Consider the following 17,869-nt stretch of genomic DNA (forward strand, 5'->3'; position numbering starts at 1 on the left):
TTATTTCACATTCTCTAACTTTTCACCAACTAATGCTTCCAAAGAATCTTTCGCTTTTAGCAAATTAAGTTCCGCAAGCAATCTCTCTGAATTAGCGTAAGAAGTTATAGCTTTAGCTTTGGTGTAGTCATCTAATGTAACTTCACCTTTTTCAAATTTATATTTAAGCCCATCACTTGAGGCTTTGTTATCTGTATATGCTTGTGCCTTTACCTTAAGATCTGATGATTGACGTAAGTACTCATAATAGGTTTGTTTTACTTCTGATTCTAAAAGGATATCATATTCTTTAGCTTGATAAATTTTTTCATTGTGTTCTTCCTTTGCTTGCCTAACAAATGCAGGTGTGCGAAACAATATACCTAGGTTAAAATATATCCCAAGTTGAATTCCGTTTAGCGTATAAGGATTAGAAGTATTAATTGCTGCCGAACTGTTATCAGGTCTATAATTATAGGCGGCTGTAAATGCATCAAGATAGGTGGCTCTAGCTACTCCAACTTTTGCTTTTGCACTTAACTCACTCGCCTTATACATCTTCCTTTTAGGGTAGTTCTGCTTTGCCAAATCAACATACTTTTGCAATAAAGGATAATTAATGTTGCCAATAAAACTTTCCTGGGCATTTGCGATATTTAAGGAAAGAAAAAAGACCACAGAAAATATAGCAGCTCTCATCATTTGTTTTGGTATTAAACTTTTTCTTTTTGAAAAAGTGCAGGGATAGTCATAAAAATAATCTTTAAATCTAACCAAATGGTAAAGTTTTTGGTGTAAAAATTATCAAACTTTTTTCTTTCCCTATCAGACATGTCTTTTTTTCCTCGTTTAGTGATTTGCCATAAGCCTGTAATGCCCGCAGGGCCTAAAAATCGAGTAGACCACTCGTCAGTGGTTAGTTGTTCTGCCTCATAAAGAGGTAAAGGCCTATTGCCAACAATAGACATGTTACCTAGAAGTACATTAAAAAGTTGAGGCAGTTCATCTAGGCTGGAGTTTCTAAGAAAACTACCAAGCTTAGTTACTCTTGGGTCATTTTGTATTTTAAAGAAGGCAGAATCTCCATATTGATTATCCTTTTTAAGATTTTCAATCTCTTTATCTGCATTTGCTCTCATGGATCTGAATTTGTAAAAATCGAATATCTGATAGCCTGAGCCTACTCTTTTGCTTGAGTAAAATACAGAGCCTTTTGAATCTAATTTTATTAAAATTGCTACGATTAAAAATAGGGGGCTTAAAAAGACCAATGCTGTTATTGATAAGGTAAGATCAAATATCCGCTTTGATAGAGGGATTTTATATTGTTCTAAAGGTTCGCTAGGTAAGTTCTTTAATTTTGAATGGAGTATTTTATACGTATATAAAAACTGCAGTCTTAATTTAACATCACTAAAGACAAAATCAGGGCTGTAACAATCGCTTACCCGAGCTTCGAAAGCCTTTTTTGTAGTGAGGGTCTCTTTTTCGGTGAGCAGAAAAATAATAACAATATTTCTACTTAACCAGTTTTGCTTGAGTTGCTCTACCAAATTAAAAGCATCATTGGTAGCGCTTGGCGTTACCTCTAGTAAAATGCTTACATCGAGTTCATAAACGGTTAACTTATTTACAACCTCGAATATTTCAACATAGCTATTTGTCTTTCTTAAATTTCCACCGTTTGATCCAAAAGTTTCAGTGATATCATTTTCATATTCATTTGCATAATAAATAATGTTAAATCTAGATTGATTGGCACTAAATACTGAAGTGTCTGTGTTTTCCATTATTCAAAAAATGATTTAATACTCTCTTTAAGTTTTCCTGGATTAAAAGGCTTTTGCACTAGTAAATCATAACTGTAAGGAAGTTTAGTTTTGAGATCCTCAGTTGAGTAATTGCCCGTTAGTAAAATAATAGGGATTTCCCTGTAATAACCACTAGTTTTAATACTCCGTACAAAGTCAAGTCCATTTACGTAAGGCATTTCAAGATCTGATATAATAAGATCAGGCATATTTCCATCGTCCATCCAGCTGATGGCTTCTAGCCCATTATTTTTAATTTCTAATGTATAATTTTCTTTTAAGATAAATTCTAAAAGCTTAAGCACGGTAACTTCATCATCAATCAATAATATCGATTTTCTATTAGTATACTGTGGATTAATGGTTTTTGACATCTGTCTGGGGAAGATTGTGTTATGAAATCACTAGATGCTTAAAAGTAAATAAAATTTTTTATTTTTGCCTTAAACTTAAAGTTTTTATTTTGAAGTTACAGTAATTCAATCTGCCTCTTTATACTTTCCTCTAAAGAAATTAATGTTTCAGTACGCTGTATACCTTTAACCGCTTGTATTTCTTCATTTAATACATGGCGCAAATGATCAGTATCTCTACATGTAATTTTAGCAAACATACTGTAAGAACCTGTGGTGTAATGTAATTCTACCACTTCCTTTATTTTGCTTAATTGCTCAACCGCATCTTTATATAAAGATCCTTTCTCTAAATAAATTCCCAAAAAGGCGGTAATGTCATAGCCTGCTTTTTTTGGGTCTATTATTAGGTGTGAGCCTTTAATAATGCCCATATCAGCTAATTTTTTCATCCTTACGTGTACAGTTCCGCCAGAAATGATAAGCTCTTTTGCAATTTCTGTATAAGGCTTGGTAGCATCTTGCATCAATTGTGTTAGAATTTGAATATCGAGGTTGTCAATTTCTAAATTTTGCGTTTCTTTTTTGAGCATAATTTTCTAAAATTTTATTGATATTGCGAATATATTACAATATTCATAAAAATAAAATTAAATGTTTAAAATATTTGCAACGTATTTGAAAATTGTCTTATGTTTGTATCAAGCAATTACAACAAGATAGTTCTTTTAAACATTTGCTTATACTCTGTAGGGTGGTGAAATTGGCAGACACACCTCCTTGTCTCGGTGGTAGAGAAGATGGGAAATCCGGTAACGGTACAACCACTCTATGAAGGTTCGACTCCTTCCCCTACAGCAATCTTAAGTTTAGAGTTTAGAGTTTGGAGTTTAACTTCGGACTTCCTGACTAAAAACTTCGGACTAAACAATGTTGGGTGGTGAAATTGGCAGACACACCTCCTTGTCTCGGTGGTGGGGATCATGGGACAAACGCAATTTATGGGTTGACCACAAATTAATTTTGAATTGCAGCTAACTACCCCTTGAAGGTTCGACTCCTTCCCCAACAGCCAGTTTTATAAATAATAAGTTAGTTAAGGAGAGTGGCCTTGGATAGGGTTACTCTTTTTTTTATTTCAGATTTCGCCAATTTTAGAGACTTAGATCAGTTGCAAATTTGTAGACTAGGCAAATAATTACTTAGCCCCACCAAATAAGCCCTTACGGGCATCATCCTTGTTTTGTCCCGTGGTCTTTCTCTTTTTCCTGTCCTTGAAGATCATCTTTTGCCAACGGCTGCCCCTGTCAGTGGGTTCGCCCGGGCAAAACCCAGCCCTTAGGATGGCCGCCGGGTGAAGGTCCTGGTTGTTGAGCACGGCCTTGCCCGCAAAGGTCCTTTCGGCATAGAAAAGTCCCAGGGACACCAAATAAAGTGCGCCAGGGGCACCCTTGAACCTGAGTTGCTGTGGCGGAAGGGTAATGGGATCTTTCTGAAGCTCAACCTCAAAGGACTGTACTTCCTGATTCAGGTATTCCTTGCTTTTTAAGTCGAAAAGCGTAACTTTAAAGGCTACGGTACAGTACTTGGCATTGGGTGCGAATATCAGGTCCCTGGGCACAAGCATCTCTGGAAGCGATATCAGAAGGTCTTCGGCTGTTGTTATGACCTCTGGCTGTGCAAAGAGATATCTCTTAACGGGGGATGCCGTATTGAACTCAAAGCCATTGAGCCTACTGAAATAGTCCTGGTCAAAACTGAAGGTCTCTCCAGCGTTCACGGTTGCCTTTTGGAGGATGCCATTGCACTCGCCAGTAAGCCTGGAGACCATGCCCCCATCATAATAGGCAATCAGGTCTTCTGCACCATACCTGATGTAACTGGACAATGTGCTGGCGTAGCCGAAAACGTATGCTGCATTAAACGTGGCAGCCGTCATCTTGATCAGCTCACCCTTGTGCTTGGAAACAACAACCTGCTTGTTTCTAACCTTCTTGAAGATTACCGGGCCCACGATCCCGCTGATGAATTTTCCTGTAATTCTAGCCATAATCACTACGTTTTAAGAAGGATATAACCGCATCGAAACACTCCTTCGACAACCCTTCACTATAAATGTATATAAAATCTGTATAAAGTCCAAGTTATTCAATAAATATATGGACTTATTATGGACTATATATGGACTTACTATGGACTTATATTGTACAAGAGTTACACTGCGACACGCCATTTTCACTAATAAGGAATAGGGGCGAATGGCAAATCTATTCGGTTATTGTTAAACCTGGAGTTACCATGATAGAAAATAGTTATCGAATTTAATACATAAAGAAGCCACAAATTCGCAGATTATAAACTAAATCTGCGAATCTGTGGCTTAGATTTTTACCAACTGAACCGGCTATTTTATTCCGTATTTATCGCTGAATTTTTTATCTAGTTGCTTGTGCAAGTTATCTAGGTTAATATCTCTTCCTTGGATAAATGCTTGTTCAACTTTATTTGTCACCATATCTAATGCATCACCTGCCGAGATAATGAAAGTAGCATCTTTGCCAATAGCTAAACTACCAACTGTTTTATCTACACCTAATGCTACTGCAGCATTTAGGGTAATGGTTTTAAGTGCATCTTCTTTACTCATTCCCCAAGCAGAAGCTGTTCCTGCCATAAAAGGTAAGTTTCGTTGTTGCCAAAAACCATCGATACTGATTACAACATTTACACCTGCTTTACTTAACACAGCAACGTTTTTGTATGGCATGTTTACATCATCATCAGCATTGTTTGGTAAAGCGTGGGGCTGTTTAACTATAACCGTTACATTGTTGCTTTTTAAGAAATCGGTTAACAAATAAGCATCATCTCCACCAACAATTACTGGGGTAATGCCAAATTTCTTTGCAAAATTAACAGCGCCAACAATCTCTTTCTGACCATCTGCTGTGATAAACAGTTTCTGTGAACCATTAAACAAGCCTTTCATCGCCGCTAAACGAGTATTCGTAACCGTTGGCGTAGTTTCGGTATATAACTTAGCTTCAGTAAAAAACTTGTTTAATTCTGCAATTACGGCATTGATACGTTCGTTAGGGTCTACAGCTGGACCAGCTGCTGCGCCAAATCTACCACCGCCGCCACCACCAAAACCTCTGCCTCTTGGGGCAACTGGCCAAGTCATGTGCATTGCATCATCCTTTTTAATAGCCGCATCTTCCCAGTTCCAAGCATCAAGCTGCACTACAGATGAGCTTCCAGAAATGGTGCCGCCAGCAGGTGTAATTTGAGCCATTAAGATACCGTTGCTGCGTAATGTTGCAGGCACTTTCGAATCTGTATTATAAGCAATTAGGGCACGAATGTGAGCATTGTTTTCTCCAAGCTCCGAATCGTCTTTTGTAGCTTTAACAGATTCTATTTCTAATAAACCTAAATTAGTTATTGGCGAGATAAAGCCGGGATAAATGTGTTTTCCATTTGCAGTAATTATCTTGGCATCTGTTAAAGCTAACTTAACTACTGTAGCATCTCCAATACCAATAATTTTACCCTTATCGAAAATTAAATAGCCATTATCAATCACTTTTCCATCTCCAGTGTGGATGATTGCACCCATTACAACGGTTTTTTGAGATTGAGGTTTAGCAGGAGAGATATTTGCTTGGCCATAAGTTAAACTTACCGATGCAAACAAAGCGATGGCTGTACTTAAATACTTATTCATGATTGTGTTCTCCTTCCATTTGATTTAATTCTGCCCAATAATCTTCCTGAGATTCACAGTGATAAAGTCTTGGTGTTCTTTCGCCCATTGGACGTTGTGTGCGAGCACCAGCATTTTTGCTTTCTAATAATTTTTGGATGATGCGAGCTTTTTCTGCTTTTTGAGCAACTTGAACTTGTGCATCACGGTCCATATCCCAATAAGCAATGCCATCAACATAAGTTTTTTCGGCTCTAGCGTAAATAGAAAGTGGATTGGCAGACCAGATTACAACATCAGCATCTTTACCAACTTTTAAACTTCCAACTTTGTTGTCTATGTGCAACATTTTGGCAGGATTTAAAGTAACTAATTTCAATGCTTCTTCTTCTGGCACACCACCGTATAATACCGATTTACCAGCTTCTTGATTTAAGTGACGAGCCATTTCAGCATCATCAGAGTTAAATGCAGTGGTAATACCAACATTGTGCATAATTTTTCCATTATATGGGATAGCTTCTTGAACCTCCATTTTGTAAGCCCACCAATCTGAGAATGTTGAAGCAGCAATACCGTGAGCTTTCATTTTATCAGCAACTTTATAACCTTCTAAAATGTGAGTGAAAGTGTTGATTTTAAAACCTAAACTATCAGCAACGTGAATCAACATATTAATTTCACTTTGTACGTAAGAGTGACAAGTGATGAAACGTTTGTTATTTAAGATCTCTACTAAAGCATCTAATTCTAAATCTCTACGAACGTTATTACCTTTAACCGATAAAGCTTTTTCGTAGTCTTTTGCACGACTAAATGCATCAACAAATGTTTGCTCAACACCCATACGTGTAGCAGGGAATCGTTGGTTATTTTGAGAAGAACTTTGTTTAACATTCTCTCCCAATGCAAATTTGATAAATCCATCAGCACCTGCAAATTTTAACTCTTCTGGCAATTTACCCCAACGTAATTTAATCAGTTGTGATTGGCCCCCAATAGGGTTTGCTGAACCATGTAAGATTTGAGAGGTAGTAACACCACCAGCCAGCTGGCGATATATATTCACATCTTCTGACGTTAAGATATCTCCTATACGAACCTCTGAAGATACTGATTGTGCACCTTCATTTATACCACCACTTCCGGCAATATGTGAGTGTTCGTCAATTATACCAGCAGTGATGTGTTTGCCAGTCGCATCAATTACTTTAGCAGAACCAGCCGATAAATTTTTACCAACTGCCTTAATTTTTCCACCTTCTAAAAGTACATCTGCATTTTGTAAAATGCCTTCTTTTTCGTTGGTCCAAACCGTTGCATTTTTGAGTAAAACTGATTCTTGAGCTGGTAACTTATCCGTTCCAAAAGCGATGAAAGGGAAAATTAACGAGCCTAATGTTGCAGGGGCTTTAACAGGTTCGTCGCGTTTTGGCATTTCTCTAGCCGCTTCTTTAAAAGTTCCACTCCAATGACCGGCAGCAATTGAATTTACAATTACATCGCCACTAAAAGCAACAGGACTTGCACTAGTTAAAAAGCCGCTTAAACGAACATCGCCAACTGGATTTTTCTTTAAATTGAAAGTAATGGTTACCCAATCTCCGCTACGGGTAAAAGTTGCATTAGTTTTAACACTGTCTGCACCTAAACGCTCAATTGCGGCCATTGGTGCAGCAGCGGTGCCAGTTACTCTTAATACAGTAGAACCAATTCCGTCAATATTTAAATTATAAGTACCACGTAAGTCGGTAACATCCATTTTGCTAACTACAAAGCGTTTACCTTGCACCCAATTTTCATAAATGATGTTTCCAGCTTTAAAAATGTTATCAGAAGTAATTAAGAAATTGGCCAATTTACCTTTTTCAATTGAACCAACTTTATCACTAATACCTAGCATTGCTGCGGGTATTTCTGTAACCGACATTAAAGCTTGTTTTTCTGTTAAACCAGCGGTGATGGCTTGTTGAACACTTGCCCAAAATGCACTTGGTGCATCTAAGCCAGTGGTTGTTAAAGCGAACTTAACTCCAGCTTTTTCTAAAACACCAGGGTTTGTTGGTGCTAATTCCCAGCCTTTTAATTGAGCTAAGCTTAAATTTCTAGCTTCAGTAGGGTCTTCTACATCAAACGCTTTAGGGAAGTTAATAGGGATGATTAAAGTTGCGCCAGTTGCTTTAACGGCATCAATTCTTTGGTATTCGTCTCCTGTTGATTTGATGATGAAGGTTTTGCCAAACTCTTTTGCAATTTTATCAACTCGTAAGATATTTGCCCAACCATCAGCCTCAAAAATTTGAGGTAAAGCTTGTTGTTTGTTAAACTGTTCTAAAGAGATATTGTATTCTTCTTTTTGGTTTTTATACCAAGCGGCATCTAAATAAGTTTGGCGTAACAATGCGATAGAACCCATTAATGAAGAAGGATAATCATTGCTAGAAGTACCTCTGTTAAACGAATAGTTTGCTGCGGTTTGGTCGTTAAGCATCGCATCATTCTCTTTGCCATCAATTAAAGTAACGGCAGCAGAAGTTCCACGAGCAATACCATCACGGTTAATTGCGTTTACGCTACCAAAACCAGCTTTACGTAAATCGTCTGCCTTTTTAGCGTCGATTGTAAAGATGCTTCTTACTTCAGTTTCTGGACGAATACTCTCGTTCCAGCTGTAAGCACCTTTTTTTGTCGAGGTAAAAATAGATTGTCTTCCTCCAAAACCTCCAAAACCACCTGCGGCGGCGGCACGTTGTGCCTCTGGAATTCCGTAAGAAGTAAAAGCATCAATTAAAGAAGGATAAATATATTTTCCTTTTAAATCAATTACTACATAACCTTTTGGGATAGCCGTTCCTGTTCCCACAGATTGAATAATTTTGTCTTTGATTAGCAACACGCCGTTGCTAATAGTTTGGTTGGCGTTAACTACAATGTTTGCATTTGTAAAAGCATACAATCCCTGTCTAATGTCATAAGAGCCATTTACGGGATAAGTTTGCTGAGCAAACAAAAATGCAGTAGAAAACACCAACGCTAGCGCTAGTAAAATTTTCTTCATAATGTTTAGTTTGTTAAGTCCTTAAATCTATTGATAAATAAAGATTTAAATAAATTCTATCCTATATTTTACAATTTTTGGGGCAAAAAATTCAATAATTGGCTTCATTAAAATGAAAGGGGTATTGTTAATGGCCTTTATTAGAAAAATGCAGAGAATTTATAAAATTTTCAATTGCATTATTATACTTAGTGGAGCTGAGTATAAAGATTTTTAGAAAAAAAAAACAATTAAACTAAAAAAGCTACCCATTTTTAAGTGGATAGCTTTTTTTAGCAGGTTATAGTTCTTAAAATCCGTAACGGAAACCTAATTGGAACTGATATGGATTACCAGAAGGGTTTACAACACCAGAATTGTTTACACGATAGGTAAATGCTTTAGTTGTGGTATTGTAATTTGGTACGGCTGGAGAAGTAACTACACCAGCGCTATTTTTTACTTCTGGTATGCCTAATGCATAAAGTGCTTGTGAACCTAACGTTTCAGTTACACCCCATTTCTTGTTCAATAAGTTACCTAGATTGAAAATATCTCCAGAAATTTCAATATTATGAGTTTTATAAAGTTTAATTTTTTTGCTAATTCTTAAATCTACTAGACCAAAGAAATCATTAACCCCACCATTTCTCTCTGCTATTTTCCCTTCATATTTTAAGATATAGTCTTTTAAGCTCTGACTTGCCAATGGGTTGTCTAATAAAGTTTGCAAGCCTGCTTTAACATTAGCAGGTGTACTAGGGTTATTTCTATCAAAAATATAGGCCAAATCATTTGTTGCCACAAAGTCTCCATTGTTGTTTGCACCAGAGAGCAAGCTATAACGAGTTCCACCAATACCCGAATAACGGACACCAATTTTTATACCGTAGAATGTTGGTAATGTACCATAAATCACCACTTTATTACGGAAATGATTGTCTGAATAAGTCATATTGCTCAAATCCCTTGGGTCATCTTTTACGGCAAGTGATAAAGTTGCTGAATTGGCTACGTTACCATTAAATGATGTATTATCCCTAGTATCATTTAAAGTGTAACTTGCTGTAATTTCACCATCTTTAAAGTACTGCCAAGTTGCATCAATTACAGCAGCAAATTGATTTACTTTTCCTTTGCTATTTAATTCTAATACTCTACCAAATTGAGTGTTTAAACGTCCAGTTTTCCAATCTGCCGCACCACTTGCTGGAATTGATGGTACAAATACACCCCTGTTATCCTCATTGGTTAAACTAAAGAATGGATTGGCAACCATATTTCTATCTACATACATGTAATTATGACGACCTAAGGTTGCATAACCCGTTATTCCAATCTTCAACTTATCAGTTAGTAATTTAGTGTATGATAAATTGGCTTTGTAAACTACTGGTACTTGGGCATCTTCTGCATAAGTATTAATGGTAGGCACTTGGAAAGCAGTTAACGAAGGTGTTGAAACTGAACCATCTCTATAGCCAGGGAAATTTGGCGTTGGTACATCAACTCCAAAAACATCAACTGTTGCTAAATGTTTACCATCAAAAGTAAGGTTGTTAATGGTTACATAGTTATTTACATCAGAACCAAAGATACCTGCTCCAAAGCGAACATAATCAGTATGTTTTTCATTGATATCCCAGTTTAACTGGATACGAGGTTGTAATAATAATTGAGAAAGCTCGTGGTCTGTTCTAACGTTCAATGCATCAAACAAAGTTTGATTTAAAGGAGATGTTGGATATTTGCTGTAATCTAAACGTAAACCACCTGTAAAATCAAGACCTAAACCTAATTTGGTTTGAACTTGACCATATATGGCCGCGTTCCAAATGCCAGCAGTTACGGTTGGGTCTGCAACCAATGGTACTTCACGGTAAAAGCGGTTAGGAATTAAATTAGTGAAGTTTTGAAGAGAAGTTTGAGCTGTTGCACCGCTTCCACTGTTTGTATATTCAAAACGTCCGTTTACTTCACTGCCATATAATGAAGTAGCGTCAGTGTACATTAAATCAGCTCCAAAAGTAAATTTGAATTTATCGGTATTGTAATAAAAGTTATCTACTAATTGGAAAACATTGTTAGTAAAACCTTCTTGTCCGAAACGATGACCGCCAATTTGAACTGAAGTAGACTTTGTGGTTCCGTCAGATAAAACTGAAGTTAAGTTACCTACAATTGCTCTTGGAATAGCAAATCCTAACTGGTCGTTTTGTGTACTTGCTTGGTAAGTATATAAATGTTGAACTTTTAATTCGTTGGTTATTTTACTATTAACAGTTGTACGTAAGGTTGCCAATAAACTGTTGTCTACGTTTTTATCATTACCATAACTTTCAAAAAAGTTGATAGCAGTATTGTCAGCTAAGCCTAAAGGATTTCTATCATTTGTATAGTTATCGCGAATAGTTAATAAATTTTTATCGTTAATCTGCCAATCTAAACGTGCAAAAGCTGCATCAGAGCCACGCTTTTTAGCAAATGAACCAAATTGATCTGAGTTTGCTACGCCATATTTACTTTGTGCAACTGCTTGAAAGCTGTTTAATGTTGCATTAGTGATATTAAATCTAGCTTCATCTGCAGGGCCATTGATGTCTGCAATAATTAACGGACGAGCATCTCTTTGATGGTCCCAAGCCACAAAATAATGTAACTTATCTTTAATAATTGGACCGCCTAAAGTAAATCCATATTGATAAGTTGAGAAGTCATTATCACGTTTTACACCTCTAATATCATACGGACTTGCCAACCAATCTGCACGACCATAAGAAAACGCACTACCACTAATTTGGTTAGTACCTGATTTAGTAACTGCGCTAATGGTACCACCACCAGCACGACCAAAAGTTACATCATATTGATTGGTAACAACTTTGAACTCTCTAACTGCTTCAATTGAGATAGAGTATGGAGCACCACTTCTACTTGTTGTACTTCCAGCAGATGTAGGGTTTTTAGCATTCATACCATCAATGGTGTAATTAGTTGATGAACCTAATTGGCCAGAAATACCACCTCCACGACTCAATGGAGATAAATCCATTAGCGAAGAAAAGTTACGACCGTTTACAGGCAATTGCGTAATTGCTTTTGCCGAAATTTCTGTAGATGCGCCAAACTGTTGCACCTTGTTTTTTAATCCATTGCCATTAATTTGTACAGCTTGTAAGGTTTGAGCAGTATTTTGCATAGCGATGTTTGCTTTAACTAAATCGCCTTGGTTAAGCATATAACCGGCTAATGTTTGCTCCCCTAAGCCCACGTAAGAAACTTTAATAGTGTAAGGGCCACCTAATGGAAGTTCTTTAAAAGTGTAATCACCTTTAGCATTTGTGCTAGTTTTGGTTGTAAAACCAGTAGATTCATTTTTAACAACCACAGAAGCACCGGGTATTGGTTTTTTCTGTTCGTCTGTAATTACACCTGAAATGGATGCTTGTGTTGTTTGTGCGAAAGTTTTGACATTCCACAGCAAACCAAGCATTAAAAAAGATAATAAGAGTAATTTTCTCTTCATGATGATTTGTTAATTAATTTTTCACAAAACTCTAATTCAAAAATTAAGTGATTTCCACTATGTGGTTAAGAAATTGTAAACACTATACCTTAAAGTGTATTTTTGGATTATCTTTATGTTAAGAAAGTTTGTAAATTGCTTGCGGAGCACGAGAACAATCAAGAAAATTTCTAAATAGATTCTTCACTGCGTTCTGAATGACAAAAAGTGGTAATTTTGAAATAAAAAAGGATATGAGTTTATACGGTATTTTAAAAAGCGCACACTCAGGTTGGAGATACATTGTTTTTATCTTGCTTGTTGTTGCTGTTATCCAAGCTTTAGCTGGATGGTTTGGTAAAAAAACTTACACAGAAGGAAATAGAAAGCTTAATGTTTTCACTTTAGTTAGTGCACACATTCAATTATTATTTGGGTTAGTGCTATATTTTTTAAGCCCATTAACCAAACTTCCTTCTTCAGAAGCAATTGGCCGTTACTGGAAAATGGAACATATCAGCATCATGATTTTAGCTATTATCTTAATCACAGTTGGTAATGCTAAGTCTAAAAAAGTAACTGATGCGGTTGCAAAACATAAAAACATTGCCATTTTCTTTGGTTTAGCTTTGGTGTTTATTATTGTAGCAATTTACATGATGACTAAAGCTGATTCTTCGAAAACATTTTTTGGAGTTTCTTAGCATTCAAATAAAAAATTCAAAATATTTTGATTTCTTAACTTTTTGTATATTTTTGTCACACAATGATTAGCAATAAAACAAACACTTGGCAATGGCGTGGTAATTCTGAAGAGAGTTTCGTCGTAGCTTTGTGCACCTTATAGTTTATCAACCTAAACCTAAACTTAAACCACATTTCAAAACCCGACGTAACCACACGCCGGGTTTTTTGTTATAATTAAATTCGTCATATCTAAGGAAGAACGACGTGATATCTAAAAAAGCAGATTTCTCCCAAGGTCGAAATGACGTAAAGTAAAAAAGAATGAAAACATACAATATACAATCACATAGCAAAAAGAGACTAGCAGATACCACAACGCCAGTAAGTATTTATTTGCGCCTTCGTGATGTTTTTCCGAATACCATTTTATTAGAAAGTTCTGATTACCATAGTCGTGAAAATGCCACCAGTTATGTTTGTGCTGAACCAGTTGCAGGAATTATTTTGCAAGATGGCGTATTGAACACGTATTTTCCTGATGGAACAAAAGAAAGTAAAACGGAATTTTTATTAACCGAAGAAATTGCTGCTTTCAAAGCACAATTTAAACCGGTTAATCAAACAAAGGAAAAGCATATTTCTACTGGGTTATTTGGTTATTTTACTTGGAACGCTGTTCAGCATTTTGAAGATATTAAATTTACTTCAGCTACGCCAGATGATGAAAAAATACCTACGATGCAATATCACGTTTACAGATATATCATCGCGATAGACCATTTTAAGAATGAAGTAACTTTAGTTAAAAACTCATTTAACGAAGATGAGAATGAAGATTTAGCAAAAATCGAATACATCATTCAAAATAAAAATTTCCCAGAATATAGTTTTAAAACCAATGGTGAAGAACAATCTAATTTAACTAGCGAAGGTTTTATGGATATGGTGGAGCAGTTGAAGAAACATATTTATCGCGGTGATGTTTTTCAGATTGTTCCATCGAGAGCTTTTAACCAGGCGTTTTTGGGCGATGAATTTAATGTGTATCGTTGCTTGCGCTCCATTAACCCGTCTCCATATCTATTTTATTTCGATTATGGCAATTTCAAATTGTTTGGTTCATCACCCGAAGCGCAAATTACCATCAACAATAACATAGCTAACATTTTCCCAATTGCAGGTACATTTAAACGTACAGGGAATGACGAAGAAGATGTGGCATTGGCTAAAAAATTAGAAGCAGATCCTAAAGAAAGTGCTGAACATGTGATGTTGGTAGATTTAGCAAGGAATGATTTAAGTAGGCATTGTAGCGGAGTAGAAGTGAAATCGTTTAAAGAAGTTCAATACTATTCGCATTTAATTCACTTGGTCTCTAAAGTGAGTGGAAATTTACAAGATGGCGTGAGTGCTTTTAAGGTAGTTGCCGATACTTATCCTGCAGGAACATTAAGTGGCGCACCAAAATATAAAGCTATGCAATTGATAGATCAGTATGAAAAATTAGGTCGTAATTTTTATGCAGGAGCGATTGGTTACATGGGTTTCAATGATGATTTTAATCATGCGATTATGATTAGAACTTTCATGAGTAAAAATAACCATTTGCATTATAGGGCAGGGGCAGGAATTGTAGCCGATTCTATTGCAGAAAATGAATTAAACGAAGTGAATAATAAGATAGCGGCATTGCGTAAAGCAATTGCAATGGCAGAGGAGATAACCCCCTAACCCCCTGAAGGGGGAATTGAAAAACCAAAATAAAAATATGAGTCAGAGTAATAAAGATAGAGATTCAAAGTCCCCTTTAGGGGATTTAGGGGTAAAGCCAATTTTAGTAATCGATAACTACGACAGTTTTACCTATAATTTAGTCCATTTAATTAATGAATTAGGCTATGAGGCTGTAGTTTGGAGAAATGATAAATTTGCACTGGAAGATGTGGCAGCATACGATAAAATTTTGCTTTCACCTGGGCCAGGCATACCCGAAGAAGCGGGATTATTGTTAGATGTTATTAAAACCTATGCTCCAACCAAAAGTATAATGGGAGTTTGTTTAGGTCAGCAGGCAATTGCCGAAGTTTTTGGCGGGAGTTTGTTAAACCTAGGCAGACCGATGCATGGCATTGCCACACCAATTACCGTTTTAGATAAAGATGATTTAACTTTTAAAGGTTGTATAGAACCGATTGAAGTTGGCCGGTATCATTCTTGGGTGGTTAACCCAGCAGATTTACCAGCAAGTTTAACCGTAACCGCAATTGATGGCGATGGACAAATCATGGCTTTAAGGCATAAAGAATTTGATGTTTGCGGCGTACAGTTTCACCCAGAAAGTGTGCTTACGCCGGATGGCAAACAAATGATGAAAAATTGGTTAACCCCCCAGCCCCCTAAAGGGGGAGTTGAAAACCCAAAGTAAATATACTATGCAAAAAGATATGAAAACTGAAACGGAAAAGTCCCCTATAGGGGATTTAGGGGTTTTAGGTAAAATAGTTACTCGAAAACTGGAAGAAGTTGCTGCTGCGAAACAAAAAGTTTCGATTGCAGAGTTAGAGGCTAATCCGAATTTTAATAGAAATCCATTAGTTTTTAAAGACTTTTTATTGGATGAAAAACGGACTGGAATTATTTCTGAATTTAAAAGACGTTCGCCATCTAAAGGATTAATTAATGGCACAGCCGATGTTGCCGAAGTAACTCAAGCTTACAATTTAGCTGGAGCTTCTGCACTTTCAGTACTAACAGATAAAGACTTTTTTGGTGGAAAAGCCGAAGATTTATATCAAGCTAGGGCAGTAAATCAAATTCCTATTTTGCGTAAGGATTTTATGATAGATGAATACCAAATCTTAGAAGCGAAAGCTTGGGGAGCAGATATCATTTTATTAATAGCGTCTATTTTAACTCCACCACAAATTATAGATTTTGGCAAATTGGCTCAAAGTTTAGGTCTAAATGTTTTGTTGGAAGTTCATAATTTAGAAGAACTAGAGAAATCTATTTGTCCGCATTTAGATGCCATTGGTGTTAACAACAGAAACTTAGGAGATTTCACGGTAAACATCCAAACTTCATTTGATTTGGTGAATAAAATACCCAATGAATTTTTGAAAATCTCTGAAAGTGCAATTGATAATCCGCAAATAATTAAAGAACTAAAAGCTGCAGGGTTTAATGGGTTCTTAATTGGAGAAAACTTTATGAAAACTGATAATCCTGGGCAGGCGATTAAGGAATTTGTAGCACAACTTTAGTCTTTTTTACCACATAGGCACATAGTAAACATAAGTAATGCTTCTATGAAGCCTATGTTTATATGGTTTGTTTTTTTAATAAACTTTGCAACCCTCAATAGTTGAACAAACCTTATTTCTCTAAACCTGATGGTAGTGAACACGAGCGTAGCGAGTAAAACGAACAGCGGGGCTGAATTAACCAATCGAAATTAGACCTTCCTTTTCAAATAAATCTTTTAGGCATTTTTTAGTATTTGGGCAAACATTAATCTCAACGTAAGGTTTTGTAAGCACAAAAACATTCGATAATAGATTTCGTATCTTTGTATTATACATGGGAAAGCAAAAAACTTATGATACCGCCATTAAGCAAGAACGAGCTGTTCTTGTTGGCGTAATAACACCTGGCGAAAAGCCTGAACAAACAAAAGAATATTTAGACGAGTTGGCTTTTTTAGTTGATACGGCTGGCGGTGCTGTAGAAAAAAACTTCACGCAGAAAATGTTGAAACCTGATAGGGCAACATTTGTAGGGACTGGTAAATTGGAAGAAATACAGGCTTATGTAAAAGCTGAAGAAATTGATATGGTGGTTTTTGATGATGAATTATCACCATCGCAACTGCGGAATATTGAGCGTGAATTGCAAGTAAAAATCTTAGATAGAAGTAATTTAATCTTAGATATTTTTGCGGGCAGGGCACAAACAGCACAAGCAAAAACACAAGTAGAACTGGCACAATTACAATATTTATTACCCCGATTAACCCGTTTATGGACTCACTTGGAGCGTCAAAAAGGGGGTATTGGTATGCGTGGTCCGGGTGAAACCCAGATTGAGAGTGATAGAAGGATGATTTTAGAAAAAATCTCTTTATTAAAGGAAAGGTTAAAGCTAATTGATCGCCAGAATGAGACACAACGTAAAAATAGAACACAGCTAATTCGTGTAGCATTAGTAGGCTATACCAATGTTGGTAAATCTACCATTATGAATATGCTGTCTAAATCTGATGTGTTTGCAGAGAATAAATTGTTCGCAACCTTAGATACAACTGTTCGTAAAGTAGTGATAGAAAATGTTCCTTTTTTACTGTCGGATACAGTTGGATTTATCAGAAAATTACCTCACCATTTGGTAGAATGTTTTAAATCTACTTTGGATGAAGTTAGGGAAGCAGATATTTTGGTGCACGTGGTGGATGTTTCGCATCCAAATTTCGAAGACCAAATACACACGGTTAACGAAACTTTGAACGATTTAGGTGCAAGAGATAAGGATACAATTATGATTTTCAACAAAATTGATGCTTATGTTACGCCAGAAGTTGATGAATTTAATTTAGAGGAAGAAATTGCGCCATTAACTTTGGGAGATTTCAAAAAAAGCTGGATGGCACATAACAATGCGCCTGCTATTTTTATTTCGGCAACTAAAAAGGAAAATATTGAAGAGTTTAAACAATTGCTTTACGATAAAATAAAAGCTTTGCATACTTCGAGGTATCCATATGATAAGTTGTTATATTAGCGAATAACCAAATCC

Annotated in this window: 13 protein-coding genes and 2 tRNA genes; 7 read left to right on the forward strand and 8 right to left on the reverse strand. The window is 36.2% G+C overall.

All coding sequences use genetic code 11. From position 1 onward, the window contains the following. The 4 genes from EZ428_RS04080 to EZ428_RS04095 form a co-directional block, all read right to left on the reverse strand. Positions 1-681, reverse strand: a complete 681-nt coding sequence (locus EZ428_RS04080) for a TolC family protein (RefSeq protein ID WP_131551826.1) — start codon at positions 679-681, stop codon at positions 1-3. Between the two features lie 11 nt (positions 682-692). Next, positions 693-1,769 carry a sugar transferase gene (locus EZ428_RS04085; RefSeq protein WP_131551827.1) on the reverse strand — a complete coding sequence of 359 codons (1,077 nt, stop codon included), beginning with the start codon at positions 1,767-1,769 and terminating at the stop codon, positions 693-695. Next, entirely contained in the window at positions 1,769-2,164 is a 396-nt protein-coding gene (locus tag EZ428_RS04090; RefSeq protein ID WP_131551828.1) for a response regulator, read from the reverse strand. The genes EZ428_RS04085 and EZ428_RS04090 overlap by 1 nt, the downstream gene beginning before the upstream one ends. Positions 2,165-2,259: 95 nt before the next feature. Next, positions 2,260-2,736 carry an Lrp/AsnC ligand binding domain-containing protein gene (locus EZ428_RS04095; RefSeq protein WP_131551829.1) on the reverse strand — a complete coding sequence of 159 codons (477 nt, stop codon included), beginning with the start codon at positions 2,734-2,736 and terminating at the stop codon, positions 2,260-2,262. A 155-nt stretch (positions 2,737-2,891) separates the two neighbouring features. Here EZ428_RS04095 and EZ428_RS23925 point away from each other — a divergent pair. Then, a tRNA-Asp gene (locus tag EZ428_RS23925) sits at positions 2,892-3,001 on the forward strand. A 73-nt stretch (positions 3,002-3,074) separates the two neighbouring features. Beyond that, positions 3,075-3,218, forward strand: a tRNA-Asp gene (locus EZ428_RS23930). 123 nt (positions 3,219-3,341) lie between these two features. Here the strand turns inward: EZ428_RS23930 and EZ428_RS04100 are convergent. The 4 genes from EZ428_RS04100 to EZ428_RS04115 all read right to left on the reverse strand — a co-directional run bounded on the left by EZ428_RS04100 (position 3,342) and on the right by EZ428_RS04115 (position 12,412). After that, a complete protein-coding gene (locus tag EZ428_RS04100; RefSeq protein WP_131551830.1) occupies positions 3,342-4,193 on the reverse strand; it encodes a hypothetical protein in 852 nt (283 codons plus the stop codon). A gap of 354 nt (positions 4,194-4,547) precedes the next feature. After that, positions 4,548-5,870, reverse strand: a complete 1,323-nt coding sequence (locus EZ428_RS04105) for an amidohydrolase family protein (protein WP_131551831.1) — start codon at positions 5,868-5,870, stop codon at positions 4,548-4,550. Beyond that, entirely contained in the window at positions 5,863-8,907 is a 3,045-nt protein-coding gene (locus tag EZ428_RS04110; protein WP_131551832.1) for an amidohydrolase family protein, read from the reverse strand. The genes EZ428_RS04105 and EZ428_RS04110 overlap by 8 nt, the downstream gene beginning before the upstream one ends. A gap of 289 nt (positions 8,908-9,196) precedes the next feature. Beyond that, complete coding sequence (locus tag EZ428_RS04115) at positions 9,197-12,412, reverse strand: TonB-dependent receptor (RefSeq protein ID WP_131551833.1); 3,216 nt, start codon at positions 12,410-12,412, stop codon at positions 9,197-9,199. A gap of 197 nt (positions 12,413-12,609) precedes the next feature. Between EZ428_RS04115 and EZ428_RS04120 the strand changes: the two genes are divergently transcribed. The 5 genes from EZ428_RS04120 (at position 12,610) to hflX (ending at position 17,854) form a co-directional block, all read left to right on the forward strand. Continuing rightward, positions 12,610-13,095, forward strand: a complete 486-nt coding sequence (locus tag EZ428_RS04120) for a cytochrome B (protein WP_225870989.1) — start codon at positions 12,610-12,612, stop codon at positions 13,093-13,095. 304 nt (positions 13,096-13,399) lie between these two features. Beyond that, a complete protein-coding gene (locus EZ428_RS04125; RefSeq protein ID WP_131551834.1) occupies positions 13,400-14,809 on the forward strand; it encodes an anthranilate synthase component I family protein in 1,410 nt (469 codons plus the stop codon). A 37-nt stretch (positions 14,810-14,846) separates the two neighbouring features. Beyond that, on the forward strand, positions 14,847-15,503 hold the full coding sequence (locus EZ428_RS04130) for an anthranilate synthase component II (protein WP_131551835.1): 657 nt from the start codon (positions 14,847-14,849) through the stop codon (positions 15,501-15,503). Positions 15,504-15,522: 19 nt separating this feature from the next. Beyond that, positions 15,523-16,341: an indole-3-glycerol phosphate synthase TrpC gene (gene trpC / locus EZ428_RS04135; protein WP_131551836.1), complete on the forward strand. Its 819-nt coding sequence runs from the start codon at positions 15,523-15,525 to the stop codon at positions 16,339-16,341. A gap of 316 nt (positions 16,342-16,657) precedes the next feature. Continuing rightward, positions 16,658-17,854, forward strand: a complete 1,197-nt coding sequence (gene hflX, locus EZ428_RS04140) for a GTPase HflX (protein ID WP_131551837.1) — start codon at positions 16,658-16,660, stop codon at positions 17,852-17,854. The last annotated feature ends 15 nt before the right edge of the window (positions 17,855-17,869 follow it).

Origin of the sequence: Pedobacter frigiditerrae (genome assembly GCF_004331645.1) — a bacterium.
Lineage (GTDB): Bacteria > Bacteroidota > Bacteroidia > Sphingobacteriales > Sphingobacteriaceae > Pedobacter > Pedobacter frigiditerrae.